A 20,528-nucleotide genomic window follows, 5' to 3' on the forward strand; every position below is an offset into this window, starting at 1 on the left:
GTCAGTATTAGATTGAGCTTATTCGGGAACCCGTATCCGTTACATACGCTGGAAAATAATTAATGACTTACAATCCTTATCCTGTTGGCCGGTTATACTAAAATAGCCTTCAGCTACCCTGAAGGCTATACACTCTTTACTTTTAATCTAACAATATTTTATCTCTATGTCAACTACAACAGGTTATTCCTGGGGCGTATAACCAAAATTGCGCAAATCTGCTTCCCTTCTGCGCCAGTCCGGCCTGACCTTGACCCAAAGTTCCAAATAGGTTTTGCTGCCCAACAAAGCCTCGATGTCCTCCCTGGCCAGCTGCCCTATACTTTTTAGCATTTGGCCCTTTTTACCGATTATTATTCCCTTTTGGGAATCCCTTTCCACATAGATTACTGCCCCCACGTAAATGCCCCCGGTGCCCCGCTGCTCAATAGTCTCAATCTGTACTGCCACGGAATGAGGCACTTCCTCTCTGGTCAGGTGTAAAACTTTTTCCCTGATGAGTTCGGCAATCACCAGCCGTTCAGGTTGATCCGTCACCATCTCCGGCGGATAATATTGGGGCCCTTCCGGCAAATATTGCGCTAAAACTTGCAGCAGGCGCTCCACATTTTCTCCGCTGGCTGCGGAAACCGGTACAATTGCGGCAAAGTCAAAACGATGGCTGTACTCGGCTATAAGGGCCAAAAGTTTGTTTTTATCCAATAAATCAATCTTGTTCAAAGCCAGAATAACCGGAGTGTCAACCTGGGATAAAGCTTTTAAAACATACTCTTCTCCCGCCCCGTATTCAGCGGTAACATCAACCACATATAAGACAGCATCCACTTCCCGCAAGGTGTGGAGAGCAGTCTCTACCATGTACTCCCCCAGTTTGTGCTTGGGTTTATGGATGCCGGGGGTATCGAGAAAGACAATCTGTACATTTTCCGCTGTGTATACACCCCGAATCTTATTGCGGGTGGTTTGGGGCTTATCAGACATTATGGCCACTTTTTGCCCCAACACCCGGTTTAAGAGTGTTGACTTGCCCACATTGGGGCGACCGATTATGGCCACGAACCCAGAGCGAAAATTTTCGGTCACTTCTATGCCTCCTCCCTTATCGGCCTTTGGCCGAGTCCTCAATCCTCAGCAGGCTAACGCCGTCGTTAGTCATTAGCTATCAGCCATCAGCTAGCAGCTGGCAGCTTTCAGCCTTCAGCTATCACCTGGCGGCCATAATTGCTGATGACTAGTAACTAATGGTTCCACAAGTCTACGGAAAAATACATGCAACCAAGGACTAACGACTAAGGACTAAGGACGCGGCTTTGGCCGGTGCTGGTGACTGATGGCCGGGTATTAATAAGCTACCTTCTTCTCCGGCGCGAGTTTCCCGTCTACTCTAAAATGCACCAGATCTCCTCCTTAGATTTCGTTAATTACCATCATTATTTATTTCCAGAGACTTTTTATTCCTCCCGACACAGTATTCCGGGGTGATAACACCACCGGAAATGATCATCTTAATGCCTTCTTCGACAGTCATTTCCAGAGGTATAACATCGCTCTCGGGGACCAACAGCAAAAAACCTGAAGTAGGGTTAGGCGTCGTTGGTACAAAAATATTTAAAACCCGCTGTTCAGTTTTTAACTGCACTTCACCTTCGGCAACACCGGTTACAAAACCCAGCCCGTAAATTCCCTTCCTGGGATATTCGATCATTACGACCCTTTGAAAAGCTTGCTTATCTTTATGCAAAAAAGCATCCACGATTTGTTTTACTGTGATGTAAATGGAGTTTACCACAGGGATCCGGGATAAAATCTGGTGGCTGAAGTTAATAATGCTGCGGCCTAAAATATTGGTTGCTAAAAAGCCTACCAACAAAATAATGCTCACAGTCAGCAGCAACCCTAAGCCAGGTATGCTCCGACGCAAAAACAATGTTACAAGACTGGCGGTAAAACTATCAGCCAGTTTGAACAGCCAGGTCAAAATGTAGATAGTTGCACCAATGGGCAAAAGCACAATTAAACCTGTGACAAAATATTTTTTCAACCTGCGCACACTCATTCTCCCTTACATCATAAACTCAATAAATTGCGTTTTGTATCCAATAAAGCGTGCCAATTAAGTTCAACAGTTTTTAGCCCCAACATTAACAGTCCCCAGTCGCCAGGTAATTGAAGATTCAACCATGGCTAAGGACTCTGGTATGAGCTACATCAGTTTGGTCAGCACTTGCCAAATGAATCTGCGGAAAATAAAAAGCCCTACAATAACTGCATTTACTGAAGCCACTAAAACAGCTCCGGCCGCCACGTCCTTAGCGACTTGAGCCAGAGGGTGAAAGTCTTGCATAAAAAGATCCACCGCATTTTCGATAGCGGTATTCACGAGCTCACAGACCAGCACCAGTGTAATGGCGAAGAAAAGCATAGCCCATTCCAGAGGCTGAAGCTTGGCAGTCACGGCAATAATTAAGACCAGCACGACAGCAGCGCTGTGGATGCGAAAGTTACGTTCCGTTCGCCAAGTATGGCCAACTCCTTTAATGGCATTAGTCAAGCTTTCCGAAAATCTTTGTTCTTTCATGGCACTATCTGGTCTGTCCAACCATCTCCAATATTTTTTCCTCTTTTTCCCGCATTCTCCTCTTCTCTTCTTCCGTCTCATGATCGTAGCCCAAAAGATGCAGGCAACCATGAACCGCCAGATACGCCATTTCCCTGTCAAGGGAATGGCCGTATTCTATCGCTTGCCTGGCAGCAGTCTCCAGGGAAATAATAATATCCCCTAATAAGTTGTCCTCCGGTACAGGCAGATAATGCGGCTCCTCGCCAGTTTCTTCACGCAAAGCAAAGGAGAGGACATCGGTTGGCCTGTCAATTCCCCGATATTCCCGATTCAGTTGGTGAATATAAGCATCATCAACCAGCAGCAGCGACACCTCCAAAGCAGGATTTTCCCCTTCCGCTTCCAGTGTCAGTTGCACCACCCGGGTCAGCATCTCTTCCATCGAACGGGTAAACTCCACTTTATCTTGCTGGTTACTTACGAGCAGCTGCATCTTTAGCCTTTCTCCTTTCAATTTCTTTCAGCACTTGATCAGGGTACTCTATACGGGAATGGAAAATCCCGCTCAATATCCTGACAAAGGCCTGGGCAATAGTGTCCAATTCCCTAAAAGTCAGTTCGCATTCTTCTAACTGCCCGTCTTCCAATTTTTCTTTAATTACTTTACGGACAAATCCTTCCATTCTGCCAGGAGTAGGATTTTTCAGCGACCTGACACCGGCCTCTACCGCGTCGGCCAGCATCACTATGGCTGCCTCTTTGCTCTTTGGCTTAGGCCCTTCATAACGGAAATCAGCCTCAGAAATAGTTTCAGCTTTTTCATTCTCCAGAGCTTTGTGATAAAAGAAACTAATCAGACTGGTCCCGTGGTGCTGGGCTATGAAATCAGCAATAACCTTGGGAAGCCTGTTTTCCTTGGCCAACTCCAGACCGTCTTTAACATGAGAGGTAATAATCAAAGTGCTTAGCGTCGGAGCCAGCTTATCATGGGGATTTTCGCTGTTATGGATCTGGTTTTCGATAAAGAAGTAAGGGCGGCGAATCTTGCCGATATCGTGATAATATGCCCCTACCCTGGCAAGCAAAGAATCAGCGCCTACAGCATCAGCGGCACTCTCCGCCAAATTGCCAACCAGTATGGAATGATGGTAAGTGCCGGGAGCCTCCATCAGTAACCGCTTTAAAATAGGCTGGTTTGGGTTGGAAAGCTCCAGCAGTTTAACCGAAGTAGTGATGCCAAAAGCCGTCTCCAGAAAAGGAAGAGTGCCGATTGTAGCCACCGATGAAAGCAAACCGTTGGCAATCCCCAGTGACAGAGCAATGGCCAACCTGTACAAAGTGTAATTGAGCATCATCCCCAAGGCAAGGATGGTCAAGACATTAACAAGCATCACATAGAGAGCTGCCCGCATGAGGTCGCCCCTTTGGCTTAACTTGGATACGCTGTAAACGCCGGTCACGCCGCCTACTACAGCAACCGCAGCAAACTGAAACTGATAACCGTTGACAACGCCGGTAAACAGACCTAAAATAACAGCGATGAAAATTGCCAGCTTAGTGTCCAGTAAAATAGCAATCAACATGGTAACGGCAGCTGTTGGCGCCAGGTAACCCAAAATCATGGAGGTATCCGTAGTACCGTTAAAACTTGATAAAATCCTGGCCATAACTAGACCCAGGATTAACAGCAAACCCAGCAGCACAATGTAAGGTTCGTTAGCGAGAAACTCCTTGCGATACTGGTAGAGAAAGAAGGCAATCAACACAAATGCCACCAGCACAAAGATGGATAATCCCAAAAAGTTGGCATAGGTTGTCCGCGCTTTAAGCAGCCCTAAGCGCTGCAAGGCTTCAATCTTGGCAGCTGTCAAAATATCGCCCTTACCTGCTATCTTTTCGCCCTTTTGAATTTTAACTTGTACAGGTCCTACCTGGGCTCTGGCTTCTTGTCTTTTTTGGGCTGTACCGGCCAGATCATAGACCAGCGTTTCCTGAAAGTTAACGCCTTCGTAGATCGCTTTCAGCACTTCTTGATAACTTTTATCAATAGCTAAAAGCTCCACTTCACTCACTATGTTCTGCCGGGCAGTAGGCAGTGCTGCCTGCTGCACTCCGGGCTCCATATACCTGCGCATAATTTGTACAGCTTGTTTCTCCAGATGTTCCAAGGTATTATCGTCAGCCGTAAGCAGGGCTTTGATCGTGCTGCCCGGCAACACCAGGCCAACTTTTTCTTTAATCCAAATAATTTTCTCAGCTTCATTTAAAGTTTTATCCGCCCGGACGTTTTTAATCTGGTTGAAATAGCTGCGAATCTCGCCTTCCATCTGGGTTAAAACAGCCTTATCCACTTTTAAAGCCGGCTCAACATCCCTTGCGGCCTGCTCCCGGGCCTGTTCAGTCAAAACTTCGCTCTCGTAGACAATACTTTGCTGGGCTTCAAAGTCCCTGGGGCTGGGCTGGCCTTCTTCCAACTGTAACCTTCCGGGAAGTAAACTGATACCCAGAATGCCGGTGGCAACGGTATAAAATAGGAGCACCCAGAGGAGCCTGCGGGCTGTGAAATTTTTAAAGATACTTACTATAAAAGTGTCCGCGTATTTGCGCCAGAAATTAACATTCAAAACAACAAAACTCCTTTCGGGAGTGATAGATTACCTGGTTAATGCTTATTCTGATATTCTTCATAAGCCTGAATAATTTTTTGCACCAAAGGATGGCGCACTACATCAGCTTCAGTTAAGTATTGAAAAGCAATACCATTAACATCACGTAAAATTTTCTGCACTTCCACCAAACCGGAAAAATTCCCTTTGGGCAAATCTACCTGGGTAACATCCCCGGTGATCACCGCTTTGGAACCAAACCCAATCCTGGTTAAAAACATCTTCATTTGCTCGGGAGTGGTATTTTGAGCTTCATCCAGAATAATAAAAGAATCGTCCAGGGTCCGACCCCGCATATAGGCCAGTGGCGCCACCTCAATTATTGTGCGCTCCATGTATTTTTGCGCCGTGTCCATTCCCAATACATCGTACAGGCCATCATATAGGGGCCGAAGGTAAGGATTAACCTTATCCTGTAAATCTCCGGGCAAAAAGCCCAGTTTTTCTCCTGCCTCCACAGCAGGACGGGCCAGAACAATCCGGCTGACTTCCTTATTTTTCAGTGCCAAAACAGCCATCACCACGGCCAGGTAGGTTTTCCCGGTACCTGCCGGGCCAATGCCGAAAACAATGTCATGCTCTCGTATGGCCCGGACATATCTCCGTTGGCCTATAGTTTTTGGTTTGATCTGCCTGCCTCTGGGTGTTACGTAAATAACCTCGGAAAGGGTTTTGGCGAGCTCAGGATTGTCTCCTCCGGTATCCACCTGGCTAAGTACATAGTTCACAGTAGGAACAGTTATATTGACGCCCGCTGCAATTAAATCCATAAGTTCTGCAAAAACCTTTTGCGTCTTTTGCACATGTTCTTTCGCACCGGAAATCAGAATTTCATTCCCCCTGGCCACCACTTTGGTATGACAGCTGCCTTCGATAAGGCGCAAATGCTCATCATGTTTACCAAACAGGACCGCGGCCTCCCCATTGCTGCCCACGGTCAGTCGTGCTTCAACGTGTTCAGTCAAACTTGCTAAAACCCCTTTTCTTGAATTTTGAGTTACATTCCGCACTTTACACTGGTGAAAAATTTTAAACTCCTTATAGTTTTGCCTAAACCAATTAATTCCAAACTTTTCTAGTCGGCAGCCGGGAATTCCTGGGCAATTCCTATCTCCTCCAAGGTCTCAACCCAAACCCTGACCTTGACCATCCCCTGCTCAGCCTTGAGTAGCTCAACCTTTTGATCCAGCACCCTAGCATGCTGAGGGATTTCCCGGTTTAAAGCGGCTATAGCTGTTTCCTTTGCTTTCCGCAGGGCGCCTTCTGTGCCCAGTTCATGCCGGTAAAACTCCATTTCATAATAGGTAGCTTGTATTACTTCGACAGGTTGCTTTAAAATCCTCCAATTGTTTATATTCCGTGACACTATCTCGGTGTCATAGAGCCGGTAGGGTGCCTCTTTTGGTCCTTTGAGCACGATTTGTTTATCCCCAACCTTAAGGGAAAGCTGCCTAACTTTTCGTCCTGTAGGATTTTCTCCTGTTTCCACCACTGCTGCCTGGGCAATTTTTTCATACCATACCCTGGCTCGGACTATACCTCTGGCTCTGACTATTTGAGGGGCTTGGTTGATTGGCAGAACTTCCCCAGGATTTGCAGCCGGGTTATCAGCAGGAGCCCGGGGAGGGACAATACCCGAGATGAGGACCTGTCCTTCCTGCACTGTATCCCCTTCTGCGACACGGGGTTCACCTAGTAATACCAGGATTTCCTCAATTACCCCGTCTTTCGTGGCCACGATATGGGCCGGTCTCCTGTCCTTATCATCTTTAATCACTTTTTTTTCTACAACTTCAATCCTGGCCAGAGTGCCTTGCAGTTCGATGCTGATAAATGTTATGGCGGGAAGCCTTAGCACCAGCTCTTTTTCCAATTTGGCCAGATCGAGACTACTTTTTAACACGCCCGGCTTAAGACCTGCTCTGGCCGCTTCAGTTAAAATCTCCTCCTTGCTTAAAGTTTCCATGGGTTTGGCGAAGCGGACTTCCACAAACCAAACGTAAGAAGATAACCAATAAAGGGCTATGGAAAAAAGCAGGGCCCCAACAACCAGTCCCTTTCTCTTTTCTGCCCTGGACAGTACAAAAGGCAATCCATTTTTAGCCATAATTTTATAACGGCACCTGCTGAGCCTGGCAATATGCCGGAGGGGCTTGATGCCGTTCACTGCTACTTTACCCCAAAGCCTGGAATCGCCTTCATGAGCTATGTCCCATAAGTCAATCCCTCTGGTAGCAGCAAGATTGATAAACCTTTCTTTGCGGGGTCCCTCCACCATAATCACACAGTACCCCAGAAAATAGGACCATAACCTTTTGAACAGCATACCCTCAAGCCCCCTTACCTGTTAAAAGCAAGCGTATCTATCCTGCCTTCCACTGCTATTTCGTCAGGTTTAATATTTTTCAAAGCCAGGTTCTGGCCTGTTATCTCCAACTGGCCGCCAGACACGCTTACCCGGATTTTTTCGGAGGTGTATTCGATAATCCCCCGGTGGTTCTCCAAAAAGAGCCGGAGGTCACCGATAATAGTAATTCTTGGTAAGTCCAACAAGGCATCTTGAGGAATCTCCAAAAAATCGGCAAATTGGTTTTGCATTTGTTTGGCCTTGTCCAGTAACAGCCTTTTGGCCCTTAGCATATTACCCCTCCTCACCCCTTCTACCTAATTTATGCAATTAGAGTGTTACTTTAGACCGCATTTCAGCTTAACAAAAAAAGAAACACCTACCTGTTTCTAGGAAGGTGTCGTAGCACTCAAAATGTTAACACTTGTGTCCGCTGCTCCGGGATGACTTCGCCAAGAGCGCTGCTCCTGCTCATCGTTTGACTTCCAGCGGCACGCGGCTCTCGCTCTGTCCATGCCGCTCCAGCGCTCATCTCAGTCCATGCTGCTCGGCCGCTTACAGTCAAACTCTTCACAGAGCGCTCTATGGCTTGTCATATGTCGCAGCTACGCCACAATGGGTTACAATTTTTCATTCCTGGCTTTGTCTACACGCTTATACTTTCCTGTTGCCAGGAAGGTGTCAGACTGTCTTAAAAATAAATGAAACGTCTATGTCACATTCGCGGTATGTACTACCAGCAATAACCCTTCGCGCAAAGAAATTTGCCCGCTGTCCCCCGACAACTCATTGCTGATTCCCCTTGAACTGCCTAAAAATAATTCATCATTCTCCAGGGGATACTTAAAACCACGTAAAGTTATGCCTGTAACTGTGGGCGACAGGGGGATAGTGGAAACTAAATCCCCGGGCTTACCATGAACAACGGTATTTCCCCTGCAGACCCAGGCTGCAAAATTATTGCCGATCATTTTGATCCCGGGGTTTTGCAAAGTAAAGGGGATAAGCAAGAGCACATTGGCTAGCGTATGGTCCAGACGGTCTCCGGTAGCAGCAAAAAGGTATATCTCTTCCGGCTGATGGGCCAGAGCCAACTGCAGGGCCAATTCGGTATCGGTATAGTCTTTTTCCACCGGGTAAGTTTCAACCGGGCAGCCTTTTGCACTGTATGCTTCCAGCACGGCTTTGTCCACTGAATCAAAATCGCCCACAATCAGATCGGGCACGTATCCTAAGTCATAGGCGTGGTTGGCACCGCTGTCGGCACAAATCAAATAGTCTGCTTGAGCAAGAAATTTTAAGGGAAGATGGCCTTCAGGTTTTGCCCCTCCGGCAATAATTGCGCATTTTCGCATGTGTAGTCACCCGACCCTCTTGAAGGTACTTCACTGCCAAGTCCCAGGTATCACTCCCTAGTCCCCCTTTGGCCGAGTCTTAGTCCCTGGCAGTTGGTCCTCAGTCTATGCACAGACCTACGTCTACTCGTTAGTCAACAGCTAATCGCCAGTAACTATCCTGAAAATAAAGTGTAACGTCTATGTCCTGTCGCTCCCACTGTCTGAATCAAGAGCACCAACTGCTCACCACGGACTTTCAGCGGCACGCGCTGACGCGGCGTCCTGCCGCTCCAGCGCTCTCACAGCGTCCATGCTGCTCGTCCGCTTTCAGTCCTTTGCCATCGCAGGGTGCTCTAAGGATTCAGACAAAGGTCGCTTCCACGGACATAAAGTATATAATAATTTTCATTATACTACTGGTGCTGCGAAACAGCATGGGGGTCTAACTACTGATAGCTGATAGCTGAAGGCTAATAGCTGAGGGCTGACAGCTGATAGCTGAAAACTAACGACTAAGGACAAGGTCGCCCGCCGCAGGCTCGCCTCTTGGAGATGGGGGGCTGTAAAATTTCTGCCCAGACAAATCCCCGGATCACTTCAGCCGGTTCCATAGGAAGTCCTGCCTTAAAAGAAGGTATGGGAGCTGCTGCCTTGCTCTGCTCTTTCTCTCCGGCGCTTTCTATGCTCCATCCCTCAATGTTCGTAGAATCTGCACCTTCGGTGCCGTATCCCTCCGTACTAACCTCAGCCAAAACACTGCCTTCCGTAGCAACCCCTTCAGTCCCAAATCCTTCAGTACTGGCCCCTTCTGTGGCATAGCCTTCACCCAGAGTGTTGGAATTCCAGACAGGAGCTTCCTTTGTCTGCTTGGCAGGCTGCATCTCTTCGGTAACTTCTTCCTTGTCTTCCCAGGGAAAAGACAGGACAGGGGGAAAGGCTTCTTCCCAAGGCCTGGCTACAGGCGGGGGACTCATGGGATTTGGCCTGGCGATTTCACGTGTTTCGTTCTTGCGGCGGTACACCTGCTTTTGCCTGTTTGATTCCGCCAGCGCTTTGAAGACGACAAAGATTATAAAGGCTATTATGCCTATGACATCTATGGAGATCACCTCCTAATGACAACAACGAAAAACCCAACTAACAACTATTTTTTAGAGTCGCTTTGACTTCCCGGTGTTTCGGGGTTTAGCTTGGCAATGGCATCCCGCATCTGGGTATCAGCCAGCAAATTTTGCATGTTGTAATAATCCATGACTCCCAGTTTCCCGTCCAGCAGAGCTTTAGCCATTGCTTTCGGCACTTCGGCTTCGGCTTCCACAACTTTCGCCCTCATTTCCTGAACAGCTGCCTTCATTTCCTGTTCTTTGGCCACGGCCATGGCCCGGCGCTCCTCAGCTTTAGCCTGGGCAATGCGCTTATCGGCTTCAGCTTGGTCAGTCTGCAGTTGGGCGCCGATATTTCTACCCACATCCACGTCTGCAATGTCAATGGACAGAATCTCAAAAGCCGTTCCGGCATCCAGCCCTTTGTTTAAAACAGTCTGAGAGATGCGGTCGGGGTTTTCCAACACCTCTTTATGGCTTTCCGAGGAACCTACTGTGGTTACTATACCCTCACCAACCCGGGCAATGATTGTCTCCTGCCCGGCGCCGCCAACCAACCGGTCAATATTTGCCCGGACTGTAACCCTTGCTTTGACCCGCACTTCGATCCCATCCTTGGCTACTGCTGCCACAATAGGTGTTTCAATAACCTTGGGGTTAACACTCATCTGCACGGCTTCCAGGACGTTGCGGCCAGCCAGGTCAATAGCTGCAGCGCGCTCAAAGGGTAAAGGTATATTGGCCCTTTCCGCAGCAATTAAAGCATCTACCACTTTGTCCACATTACCGCCCGCCAAGTAGTGGGCCTCCAACTGGTTACCGCTGACATTGATGCCTGCTTTGTCCGCTTTAATGAGAGGGTTGACGATTTTAGCAGGCGGAACTCTTCTCAGCCTCATCCCGATTAAGGTAAAAATCCCTACCCTTACGCCTGCTGCTAAAGCGGAAATCCATAAACCGACAGGGATAAAGCTGAAAATAAAGATGACACCTAAAAGAATAATCACAAACAAAATCAAACTGCTGATAAACGCTAACTCCACGGTGCTACCTCCTAATCAAAAAAATTTATTCGTGCTTACTGACTACTACCCTTGTCCCTTCGACCTTAATTACTTTAATCGGGGTCTGGGGAGGAATGAAAGCACCATCTGTTACCACATCAACCCTTTCACCTCCGATTTCAGCGGCCCCTGCAGGCCTTAGCGGCGTAATTGTGACCCCAACCTTTCCTTCCAAATCGGCCAGGGACTTGCGAGGCGCTACATAACCTGTAGTTTTCTCCTGCCTTGTACCCAGGACCAGGCGGTTCCAAACTTTTCTGGTGGGCAAAAATTTCACGCTGAGGGCCAGCAAAAAGACAGTACCTATGATCGCGATCACAAGAGAGATAACTGCCTGGTCATTAGAGGGAGCAGCCAGGAAAATGCTGACAATGATAGCCACTAAACCCCCGGCCCCTGTTAAGCCAAAACCTGGAATTACCAGCACTTCCACCAGCAGCAGGATGAGGCCCAGTAAAAAGAGCAGCACAGCTTCCCAACCGGACAATCCGGCCAGAATGCTGCCCCCGAAGTAGAGAGCTAAAGCGGTAAGACCCACTACCCCTGCCACACCAAAACCCAAGGTAAATATTTCAATTACCAGTCCGGCAATTCCGATTGTCAAAAGCAGTGAACTTATGTAAGGTCTAGTGATCCACCTGGAGAAATTTTCCGCAGGACTGGAGGCAAACTCCACTACTTTGCTTTCACCCAGGTTATATTTTTGTAAAACTTCGGCCCGGGTGGGAATGATATCGTCAGCCATTCCATACTCTTTTGCCTGCTTTGCCGTGAGAGTCAAAAGCTTCCCTTTTTCCACCAGGCCCGGGATGGCAAGGTCCGCATCAGCCATTGCCCTGGCAATATCAGCCCTTCGCCCGTTTTTTTCGGCAGCGCCTGCCAGCTCAGAAGCCCAATAAGAAACGATCTTTTCATCGGCTTTTTGCGTGCCAATGCGGGGCTCAGCCGCCCCCATGGTAGTGCCCGGCGCCATAACCAAGTCGGGCGCCGTCAATGCCAGCAGGGCTCCCGCCGAAATGGCTCCGCCTGTCACATAAGCTATAGTGGGCGTTTTAGCCTGCTCGATAGTTTCCTTAATTTTGATTGCCTGCTCGATGAAACCCCCCGGGGTATTTATTTCTAACAATACCCGCTTTGCCCCGCTTAATTCAGCTTCCTCGTAGGCCCTTGCAATAAAATTAGCCAGTCCTGCATCAATTGTACCCGTAACAGGTACAACATAAACCACGTCGTCAGGCAACGCCGGTGAAGTAACAGCCGTACCTAAAAGCACAAGCAGCGTTATAAAGCTAATTAAAAGCCTAATTCTCTTTTTTGCCAGAGAACTCACCTCCCCATTCTTCGATTTGCTTACAGTGCCTTGCCTTATAGACGTATTTAAACAGCAAAAAGTTCTTAGCCGTGAATAATCAAAAGTCTGGTATTCCATGCATACCAGACTCCTTAAGTGCGTTGTTTATTTTATTAAAACTTTTTAGTGTGAGGAAGGTAAGAGAATCTAGTTCCACTTGCGCTTCCTTGCTGCTTCTGACTTTTTCTTCCGCCTTACACTGGGTTTTTCATAATGTTCTCTTTTTCTGACCTCAGATAATACACCGGCTTTTTGGCAAGACCTTTTGAACCGGCGCAGTGCAGCATCAAGAGATTCATTTTTACCAACTTTGACTTCACTCAAACTCGATCTCCCTCCCTCCACTAACAACCATAAGCCTATCACGTGTGGTGCCAGGAATGATAGGAAAACGCAAAAATACACCTTAGATTATACTATAGTACCGATAGTCAGTCAACCTTAACATAAGTGTGTTAATTTGCGCCCGCCTATGAGATGGAAATGTAAATGGTAAATAACCTGGCCTCCGTCTTCTTTGCAGTTATTGAGCAGTCGAAAACCGCTCTCGGCCACCCCTTGCTCCTCGGCTATTTGCTTGGCTACCAAATGCAAATGCCCGATTACCTCTGCGTCTACCGGTTCCAAGGCTGTCAGGTCAGGAATATGTTTCTTGGGAATCAGCAAAATATGTACCGGAGCTGCAGGATTAATATCTTTGAATGCCATTATTTTGTCATCTTCGTACACGATTTGGGCTGGAATTTCCTTTTTCACTATTTTACAAAACAAGCAGTCGTCCATTTTTTCACCTCCTATCTTGCTTTAATACCCTGAAAATAACTGTAACGTTTATGTCCTGTCGCTCCCACTGTCTGAATCAAGAGCACCAACTGCTCGGGGCAGAGGTCAGGGGACACACCTCTATGCAGGCATTATATTTGTTCGAGGAATGTCCCCAACTAATTTCAGCGGCACGCGCCTCGTGTTGTCCCCAATCATCAGTCACCAGTGGCAACCTGCGATCTCGTCCTTAGTCCTTAGTCGTTAGTCCCTAGTTGTGTCATTCTCATTATACTCGAATATTTTATTACTAACGACGAATGACTAGCGACTAACGACGGCACAGCCTTGTAATTGCCCTAACAAAGAATCCTTCGCCAACTCCTTTAAGTTTACCTGCACCAATTCCCCTCTCAGTTCTTGTTCCGAGGCAAATTTTACTTTTAAATAATTGCCGGTATGGCCTTCCCACAAGCCGTTTCCATCCCGCTGCTCCACCAGCACCTCCATGCTTTTTCCCAAAAACTTCCGGGCAAAACTTTGGGCCATCTTTTCCCCCAAGGCAATCATTTCTTTGCTTCTTTGTTCTTTCACTTCGGGGGCTACCTGGTTACGGTATGTGGCCGCCTTAGTCCCTGCCCTGGGCGAATACTTAAAGACATGCAACCCGGAAAAACCTATTTCCTCCACGAATTTTAAAGAATTCCGGTGTTGCTCACCGGTTTCTCCCGGAAAACCAACCATTACGTCGGTGGTTAAACCCAGGTCAGGAATCCTGGCCCTTAGCCGGCTGACTAAATCCCGGTATTCATCCGTTGTGTACCGTCGCCGCATTCTATCCAGGATGTCATCGTCACCGCTTTGCAGCGAAATGTGGAAATGAGGACAAACAATTTCGGTAGTAGTGATGGTTTCAATAAATTCCGGGGTAAATTCGTTGGGATCCAAGGAACTGATCCTTAGGCGTTTCAATCCCCGGATCTTGGACAGCTGTCTCACCAGCCAGCCCAGATCTACCTCGTCGTCCAGGTCTTGGCCGTAAGCGCCTGTATGGATCCCTGTCAGCACTATTTCCTTATAGCCATGCTCCACCAGACGCCTTACTTCTTGCAGCGTTTTCTCCGGGTCCCTGCTGCGCACCGGACCCCGGGCAAAAGGAATAATGCAGTAGCTGCAAAACTGCTGGCAACCTTCCTGGATCTTCAGAAAAGCGCGGACCCTGCCCGAGTGTTCAAGAGGCAGTTCTTCAAAATCCCTGGTATGCAGGATATCCCGCACCGCGTTCATAGGAGTTTTCTCCCGTTCGACCCTTTCCACCAATTCCAGGATACGGCTCCTGTCCTGGGTGCCAATAACCAGATCTACTCCCGGGATTTCCAGCACTTCCTCAGGAGATACCTGGGCATAGCACCCGGAAACCACTACTGTCGCCGCCGGATTTTTTTTCACGGCCCGGCGAATCACCTGGCGCGATTTGCGGTCCCCTAAGTGGGTTACGGTGCAGGTGTGGATAAGGTAAACATCGGCCACCTGGTCAAAATCAACCACTTCATAACCATGGTGACGAAAAATATTTAGCAAAGCTGCCGCTTCATTTTGATTTACTTTGCAACCCAGCGAATGCAGTGCTACTTTTTTAGCTGCCAACCTTAGTACCTCCCAGGTCCCCCAATTCGTATAAAATCATGGTTAAAGCCGCCCAGCCCGCGGTTTCTGTCCGTAGAATGCGGGGACCAAGAGTTACAGGGACGGCATTTTGGGACATGGCCAACTCTACTTCACTGGCCTCCAGTCCACCTTCCGGGCCGATTAACAGGGTAACATCTTTAGCTTGTCCATGCTGCTGCAATACTTCTTTCATGGTTCTTGACCTTTCTTCTTCCCAGGGGACGAGCATCAGTCCCTGACCAAACTTGCTAATTGCAGCTTCCACAGTTCGGACTTCCTCAACGCGGGGAATGATGGCGCGCTGGCTTTGTTTGGCAGCCTCCTCGGCAACTCTTTGCCAGCGCTCCACTCTGTTTCTGGCCTTTTCCGGGCTGAGCTGCACAATAGTCCTGGCAGCTGCCACCGGAACAATCCTGAATATGCCCAATTCAGTACACTTTTGGACAATGAGTTCCATTTTATCACCTTTGGGGATGCCCTGCAGCAACGTCACCTTTACGGGGGGTTCACTGGCGGCAAACGCTTTTCTCTCTACTTTGACCGTAACGCGCTCTTTTTTTGCAGCAGCCAACTTCCCATAATATTCTTGCCCGGTCCCGTCGGCAATAATAACCTCATCACCATTTTTCAACCGCAGCACCTTGACTATATGACGTACGTCCTCCCCGGTTATTTCAATCGTATCTCCCTCAATTTTCTCAGGAGCAACAAAAAAACGATGCGCCATTTTTAGTCCCCGGCTTTCCTGCTGATTGCAGCAACCCATTCGTTGTGTTCCCTATGCTCCACAATTTGGAACCCAGCTTCCGTAAGCGCCCGCTCCACTTCCGGCCAGCGGTCTTTGATAATTCCGGATACTAAAAAACAGCCATCCTTAACCAGATGACTTTTGGCTTGAGAAATTAAATCCAAAATCACATCAGCAATAATGTTGGCCACAATAAAATCGGATTTTCCCTGTATTCCGGCCAACAAGTCGTTATACCTGGCTTCCGCCACTCCTGCTACCTGGTTCTCCACAATATTCTGCTGGGCAATTTGCACGGCCAAAGGGTCCACATCCAGGGCAAGAACTCCCACAGCCCCTAATTTGGCTGCAGCAATGGCCAGCACTCCGGAGCCGGTACCGACATCAAAGACAACGCTTTCCGGGCGCAGGTATTTTTCCATCAGCTGGATACTCATAGCGGTAGTAGGGTGGTTTCCAGTGCCGAAAGCCATGCCTGGATCCAGCTTTACAACCACTTCGTTAGCTGCCGGGTGGTATTCTTCCCAGCTAGGCACCACAACAACCCTGGCCCCAATCTTTTCCGGCTTATAATAGGTCTTCCAGGAGGAAGACCAGTCTTCCTCAGCAATTTCCGCCAGTGACACTTCAGCCAGGTACTGGGTAAAATACTTCTCCAGGCTTTGCAGCCTGGAACTGAACTGCTTTAATCTTTCCTCCAAAGCATCATCCATAGGTAAGTAGCCCTTGATGACCACATTTTCCGCTTCGGTAAGCTCGGCAGGCAGTTCGTATGCGTCCCAGTTCGCTTCTGCTATATATCTTGCCAATACTTTGGGATCTTGAATTACCACACCCGCCGCCCCCAGCTCGTAAAACAGGTTGGCTACAGCTTCTGCAGCCTCTTCGGTAGTTGTAACGGTAATCTCCTGCCATTTGTTCATAATCATGCTCCTTACCTACAGATTTTAATGAACGAGATATGCATGTTAGCTTTCAGCCGGCAGCCATCAGCTTTTAGCCTTAATTTATCAGCTTAAAGTTAAGTTTTTAAATTAACAGCCGTGTAGGTAAGCTTGCAAAGATAATAGCAAATTGTTATCAAAGCTAATATCCAAGCTGACAGCTGATAGCTGAGGGCTGATAGCTACTTAAATGCTTCTTTCACTTTATCGAAAAAACCTTTTTCCTTAGCTTTCTGGTTATCCTGGGTTAGTGTTTTACCGAACTCCCGCAGCGCCTCTTTCTGCTTCTCGGTCAAATTGGTCGGCGTGACAACCACAATCTTGACATGATGATCGCCCCGACCGGTGCTCCTGAGCCGTGAGATGCCCCTGCCCTTGAGACGGAATGAAGTCCCAGTCTGAGTACCCTCGGGAATTTTTAACTTGATCATGCCGTCCAAAGTGGGGACCTGGATCTCATCACCCAGAGCTGCCTGCACAAAATTAATCTCGGCTTCTGAAATTACATCGTAACCCTTACGCTTAAACAGCTTATGAGGCTTGACGCTGATAAACACATAGAGATCACCGGGAGGTCCTCCTAAAGAGCCGGCCTCGCCTTCGCCCGGCACCCGCAGCTTGGAATCGTTATCCACACCGGCAGGAATAGTGATATGGATCTTCCTGAACCGCCGGACTTTGCCGCGTCCCTTACATTCGTGACAAGGTGTGCTTATAATGCGCCCGGTGCCGTGGCACTGGGTACACGTTTTAATAGTCTGGAAGCGTCCCAAAGGCGTGGACTGGGTAATCCTGACCTGGCCGGTACCTCCGCAAACGCTGCAAGCAGTCGGGTGGGTGCCTGGTTCGGCCCCCGACCCGTTGCACGTCGGACATTCCTCGGTCCTGGGGATTTCTATATCTTTTTCAACTCCAAAAGCTGCTTCCTCAAAAGTGATATCCAAATCATAGCGCAGGTCATCGCCTTTTTGCGGCCCTTGACGCTTTGCACTTCCGCCAAAACCGCCGAAGAACATGTCAAAAATGTCGCCAAAGCCTCCGAAATCGGCGCCTCCGCCAAAACCGCCAAAATCGCCGAATCCCCCAAAGCCCTGGTCTGAGGTGCCGGCGTGACCAAACTGGTCATAGCGGGCCCGCTTGTCGGGGTCGCTTAGCACATCGTAGGCTTCTTTAACTTCTTTAAATTTTTCTTCGGCCTCTTTGTCATTTGGATTCACGTCCGGGTGGTATTTTCTTGCCAGGGTGCGGTAAGCCTTCTTGATCTGCTCCGGGGTTGCATCCCGCCCAACACCTAATATGTCATAATAATCCCGTTTTGCCAATTTCTCACCTTCTTACTGAAAAGTGGGAGTCACCTCCCACTGCAGACAAGTTGTTAGTGCTTATTTCTTATCATCATCCATCACTTCGTAATCTGCATCCACTACGTTGTCGTCCTTAGCAGTTCCCTGTCCGGTTGCCCCCGGATTTCCTTGCTGGGCTCCGGCCTGCTGGTATATCTTGGTAGTCACCGCGTAAATGGCTTGGGAAAGGGCTTCTGATTTTTGTTTTATTGTCTCCACATCGTCTCCCTTAACAGCTTCTTCCAGCTCACTCTTGGCTTTTTTAATGTTTTCCACATCAGCGCTGCCCAGTTTCCCTTCAAATTCTTTCAGTGTTTTTTCCGTCTGATAAATCAGGGAATCAGCCTGGTTTTTGGCTTCTACTTTTTCTTTGCGTTTCCTGTCTTCCTCGGCGTATTTTTCAGCGTTTTTAACCATTTCTTCGATTTCTTTTTCACTCAACCCGCTCGAGGATGTGATGGTGATCTGCTGCTGTTTGCCGGTGCCCAAATCCTTGGCTGAGACATGCACAATGCCGTTAGCATCAATGTCGAACTTAACCTCAATTTGCGGTATTCCCCTGGGCGCCGGCGGAATGCCCGACAAAGTAAATCTGCCAAGGGTTTTGTTATCGGCCGCCATCTGCCGTTCGCCCTGCAGCACATGGATCTCCACGCTGGTTTGGTTATCAGCGGCAGTGGAGAAAATCTGGCTTTTAGATGTCGGGATAGTGGTATTGCGCTCGATGAGCTTGGTAAACACCCCTCCCAGAGTCTCAATACCTAAGGAAAGCGGAGTGACATCCAAAAGCAGGACATCTTTAACTTCGCCGGTCAAAACTCCAGCCTGGATGGCTGCTCCCAGGGCCACACACTCATCGGGGTTAATACCCTTGTGGGGCTCTTTACCGATTAAGTTCTTGATTGCCGCCTGCACTGCAGGAACCCTGGTTGAACCTCCCACTAAAATAACTTTGTCAATGTCCTGGGGTTTAAGTCCCGCATCTGCCAAAGCCTGCCTGGTAGGCCCTAAAGTCTTATCCACCAGGTCAGCAATCAACTCTTCAAACTTGGCCCTGGTCAAAGTGATGTCCAAATGCTGCGGACCATCTTCAGTAGCAGTAATAAAAGGCAAATTGATATTAGTAGTTGTAACGCTGGAGAGCTCATGCTTTGCCTTTTCAGCCGCCTCTTTTAAGCGCTGCATGGCCATTTTATCTTTGCTCAAATCAACACCGTTAGTTCTCTTAAATTCAGAGACCAGGTAATTCATAATCCTTTCATCGAAATCATCGCCGCCCAGACGGTTATTGCCGCTGGTAGCTTTAACCTCAAATACGCCGTCGCCCAGCTCCAAAATAGATACGTCAAAAGTACCGCCACCCAGGTCGTAGACTAAGATGGTCTGGTCTTCTCCCTTATCCAAGCCGTAGGCGAGGGCAGCTGCAGTTGGCTCGTTAATAATCCGTAGTACTTCCAGGCCTGCAATCTTTCCGGCATCCTTGGTAGCCTGGCGCTGGCTGTCCGTAAAATAAGCGGGAACGGTGATTACAGCTTTCGTCACCGGTTCGCCCAGATAGCTTTCCGCATCGGCCTTTAGTTTTTGCAGGATAATGGCTGAGATCTCCTGGGGAGTGTATGATTTATCATCGATAGTTACTTTGTAATCAGTACCCATGTGTCTCTTGATGGAGATAATGGTGCGATCGGGGTTGGTAATAGCCTGGCGTTTTGCTACCTGCCCGACTAAGCGCTCGCCGTTTTTGGCAAAACCAACTACCGAGGGAGTGGTTCTGTTTCCTTCAGCGTTAGGAATGACTACAGCCTCGCCGCCTTCCATTACGGCGACGCAGGAGTTGGTTGTTCCAAGGTCAATCCCTATGACTTTGCTCATTGTCATTTCCTCCTTCTTCATTATATAGCAATGGGATTAAGATGTTATTAGTAGCAAAATATTTAATTCAACAGTTATCCAGAGAGTTACTGTCGCTGGTTATTAGTTGTTGGCAACTATCAAATCATGCATACTACCCGTTATATTTAGCCACTTTAACCATGCTGGGCCTCAGCAACCTGTCATGCAGGGTATATCCTGTCTGCAGTTCTTCGGTAACTAAATTATCCTGCTCCGGATTTTCAGTCTCCACTTGCATTACCGCTTCGTGCTTTTCCGGATTGAAAGGCTGACCTACAGCTTCAATAGCCTGTAATCCTTCCTTTTCCAGGACTTCTTTTAACTGGCGGTAAATCATTTCCATGCCCGCCATAAAAGTGGCACCTTCGCCTCCTTTTGCGGAGGCAGAAAGCGCCCGGTTGAAATTATCCATTACCGGCAAGAGGCTCACAATTAAACGCTCAATCCCGAATCTGGCCATATCCTCCAGTTCTTTACGGGACCTGCGCTTGAAGTTTTCGAAATCTGCTTGCAGCCTCTGCAAGCGGCTGAAAAGTTCTTCCGCTTCCTTTTCTTTGGATGCTAAACGGGCAGCTAAATCAAGCTGTTCACCTGCTGTCTCCTCTGGCTGCTTTGCTGCATCATCCTTTTGCTCTTCATTTACCTGGTCAATTGTCTCTCCTTCGTGGTTTGCTGCTGAAAAATCTTCTTGACCTGTTTCTTCTTTATGTAAATTTTCCTCCGGCACTCTGTTCACCTTCCC

Annotated in this window: 20 protein-coding genes; all 20 read right to left on the reverse strand. The window is 48.3% G+C overall.

Going from position 1 to position 20,528, the window contains the following annotated elements:
• Window positions 1-183 precede the first annotated feature (183 nt).
• Window positions 184-1,083 carry a GTPase Era gene (gene era, locus EYS13_RS07605; RefSeq protein WP_227767499.1) on the reverse strand — a complete coding sequence of 300 codons (900 nt, stop codon included), beginning with the start codon at window positions 1,081-1,083 and terminating at the stop codon, window positions 184-186.
• Window positions 1,084-1,417: 334 nt separating this feature from the next.
• On the reverse strand, window positions 1,418-2,050 hold the full coding sequence (locus EYS13_RS07610; protein ID WP_227767500.1) for a DUF502 domain-containing protein: 633 nt from the start codon (window positions 2,048-2,050) through the stop codon (window positions 1,418-1,420).
• A 153-nt stretch (window positions 2,051-2,203) separates the two neighbouring features.
• Window positions 2,204-2,578 (reverse strand): diacylglycerol kinase family protein, encoded by a 375-nt coding sequence (locus tag EYS13_RS07615; protein ID WP_227767502.1) that lies wholly within the window; start codon window positions 2,576-2,578, stop codon window positions 2,204-2,206.
• Window positions 2,579-2,582: 4 nt separating this feature from the next.
• Window positions 2,583-3,053 (reverse strand): rRNA maturation RNase YbeY, encoded by a 471-nt coding sequence (gene ybeY, locus EYS13_RS07620; RefSeq protein ID WP_227767504.1) that lies wholly within the window; start codon window positions 3,051-3,053, stop codon window positions 2,583-2,585.
• On the reverse strand, window positions 3,034-5,184 hold the full coding sequence (locus EYS13_RS07625) for an HD family phosphohydrolase (RefSeq protein WP_227767506.1): 2,151 nt from the start codon (window positions 5,182-5,184) through the stop codon (window positions 3,034-3,036). Before EYS13_RS07625 ends, ybeY begins: the two co-directional genes overlap by 20 nt.
• A gap of 38 nt (window positions 5,185-5,222) precedes the next feature.
• On the reverse strand, window positions 5,223-6,191 hold the full coding sequence (locus EYS13_RS07630; protein ID WP_227767509.1) for a PhoH family protein: 969 nt from the start codon (window positions 6,189-6,191) through the stop codon (window positions 5,223-5,225).
• A gap of 110 nt (window positions 6,192-6,301) precedes the next feature.
• Window positions 6,302-7,552, reverse strand: coding sequence for a sporulation protein YqfD (yqfD, locus tag EYS13_RS07635; protein WP_227767512.1), 1,251 nt, complete (start codon window positions 7,550-7,552; stop codon window positions 6,302-6,304).
• A 14-nt stretch (window positions 7,553-7,566) separates the two neighbouring features.
• Window positions 7,567-7,866, reverse strand: coding sequence for a sporulation protein YqfC (yqfC, locus tag EYS13_RS07640; RefSeq protein ID WP_227767514.1), 300 nt, complete (start codon window positions 7,864-7,866; stop codon window positions 7,567-7,569).
• Window positions 7,867-8,283: 417 nt separating this feature from the next.
• Entirely contained in the window at window positions 8,284-8,928 is a 645-nt protein-coding gene (locus EYS13_RS07645) for a thiamine diphosphokinase (RefSeq protein WP_227767516.1), read from the reverse strand.
• A gap of 494 nt (window positions 8,929-9,422) precedes the next feature.
• Complete coding sequence (locus EYS13_RS07650; RefSeq protein WP_227767518.1) at window positions 9,423-10,019, reverse strand: hypothetical protein; 597 nt, start codon at window positions 10,017-10,019, stop codon at window positions 9,423-9,425.
• A 35-nt stretch (window positions 10,020-10,054) separates the two neighbouring features.
• The gene (floA, locus tag EYS13_RS07655; protein ID WP_423055331.1) at window positions 10,055-11,041 is read right to left on the reverse strand and encodes a flotillin-like protein FloA; all 987 of its coding nucleotides are present in this window, start codon (window positions 11,039-11,041) and stop codon (window positions 10,055-10,057) included.
• Between the two features lie 40 nt (window positions 11,042-11,081).
• Window positions 11,082-12,506, reverse strand: a complete 1,425-nt coding sequence (locus EYS13_RS07660) for an NfeD family protein (protein WP_227767523.1) — start codon at window positions 12,504-12,506, stop codon at window positions 11,082-11,084.
• Window positions 12,507-12,575: 69 nt separating this feature from the next.
• Window positions 12,576-12,752, reverse strand: a complete 177-nt coding sequence (gene rpsU, locus EYS13_RS07665) for a 30S ribosomal protein S21 (RefSeq protein WP_227767525.1) — start codon at window positions 12,750-12,752, stop codon at window positions 12,576-12,578.
• A gap of 117 nt (window positions 12,753-12,869) precedes the next feature.
• Window positions 12,870-13,211 carry a histidine triad nucleotide-binding protein gene (locus EYS13_RS07670; RefSeq protein ID WP_227767526.1) on the reverse strand — a complete coding sequence of 114 codons (342 nt, stop codon included), beginning with the start codon at window positions 13,209-13,211 and terminating at the stop codon, window positions 12,870-12,872.
• A gap of 303 nt (window positions 13,212-13,514) precedes the next feature.
• Window positions 13,515-14,837 (reverse strand): tRNA (N(6)-L-threonylcarbamoyladenosine(37)-C(2))-methylthiotransferase MtaB, encoded by a 1,323-nt coding sequence (mtaB, locus tag EYS13_RS07675; protein ID WP_227767528.1) that lies wholly within the window; start codon window positions 14,835-14,837, stop codon window positions 13,515-13,517.
• Complete coding sequence (locus EYS13_RS07680; protein ID WP_227767530.1) at window positions 14,827-15,585, reverse strand: 16S rRNA (uracil(1498)-N(3))-methyltransferase; 759 nt, start codon at window positions 15,583-15,585, stop codon at window positions 14,827-14,829. Before EYS13_RS07680 ends, mtaB begins: the two co-directional genes overlap by 11 nt.
• Before the next feature lie 2 nt (window positions 15,586-15,587).
• On the reverse strand, window positions 15,588-16,529 hold the full coding sequence (gene prmA, locus EYS13_RS07685) for a 50S ribosomal protein L11 methyltransferase (RefSeq protein ID WP_227767532.1): 942 nt from the start codon (window positions 16,527-16,529) through the stop codon (window positions 15,588-15,590).
• Window positions 16,530-16,732: 203 nt separating this feature from the next.
• Window positions 16,733-17,872 (reverse strand): molecular chaperone DnaJ, encoded by a 1,140-nt coding sequence (dnaJ, locus tag EYS13_RS07690; RefSeq protein WP_227767534.1) that lies wholly within the window; start codon window positions 17,870-17,872, stop codon window positions 16,733-16,735.
• A 60-nt stretch (window positions 17,873-17,932) separates the two neighbouring features.
• Window positions 17,933-19,765: a molecular chaperone DnaK gene (gene dnaK, locus EYS13_RS07695; protein WP_227767536.1), complete on the reverse strand. Its 1,833-nt coding sequence runs from the start codon at window positions 19,763-19,765 to the stop codon at window positions 17,933-17,935.
• A 133-nt stretch (window positions 19,766-19,898) separates the two neighbouring features.
• Window positions 19,899-20,522: a nucleotide exchange factor GrpE gene (grpE, locus tag EYS13_RS07700; RefSeq protein ID WP_227767538.1), complete on the reverse strand. Its 624-nt coding sequence runs from the start codon at window positions 20,520-20,522 to the stop codon at window positions 19,899-19,901.
• Between the last annotated feature and the right edge of the window lie 6 nt (window positions 20,523-20,528).

Source organism: Zhaonella formicivorans (genome assembly GCF_004353525.1).
Lineage (GTDB): Bacteria > Bacillota > DUOV01 > DUOV01 > Zhaonellaceae > Zhaonella > Zhaonella formicivorans.

Excerpts from the sequence above, each read along its gene's own strand:
- EYS13_RS07615 (WP_227767502.1), bottom strand. The coding sequence starts at position 2,578 with ATGAAAGAACAAAGATTTTCGGAAAGCTTGACTAATGCCATTAAAGGA.
- ybeY (WP_227767504.1), bottom strand. The coding sequence starts at position 3,053 with ATGCAGCTGCTCGTAAGTAACCAGCAAGATAAAGTGGAGTTTACCCGT.
- yqfD (WP_227767512.1), bottom strand. The coding sequence starts at position 7,552 with ATGCTGTTCAAAAGGTTATGGTCCTATTTTCTGGGGTACTGTGTGATT.
- yqfC (WP_227767514.1), bottom strand. The coding sequence starts at position 7,866 with ATGCTAAGGGCCAAAAGGCTGTTACTGGACAAGGCCAAACAAATGCAA.
- EYS13_RS07645 (WP_227767516.1), bottom strand. The coding sequence starts at position 8,928 with ATGCGAAAATGCGCAATTATTGCCGGAGGGGCAAAACCTGAAGGCCAT.
- EYS13_RS07660 (WP_227767523.1), bottom strand. The coding sequence starts at position 12,506 with ATGGAATACCAGACTTTTGATTATTCACGGCTAAGAACTTTTTGCTGT.
- EYS13_RS07670 (WP_227767526.1), bottom strand. The coding sequence starts at position 13,211 with ATGGACGACTGCTTGTTTTGTAAAATAGTGAAAAAGGAAATTCCAGCC.
- EYS13_RS07680 (WP_227767530.1), bottom strand. The coding sequence starts at position 15,585 with ATGGCGCATCGTTTTTTTGTTGCTCCTGAGAAAATTGAGGGAGATACG.
- prmA (WP_227767532.1), bottom strand. The coding sequence starts at position 16,529 with ATGAACAAATGGCAGGAGATTACCGTTACAACTACCGAAGAGGCTGCA.
- dnaK (WP_227767536.1), bottom strand. The coding sequence starts at position 19,765 with ATGAGCAAAGTCATAGGGATTGACCTTGGAACAACCAACTCCTGCGTC.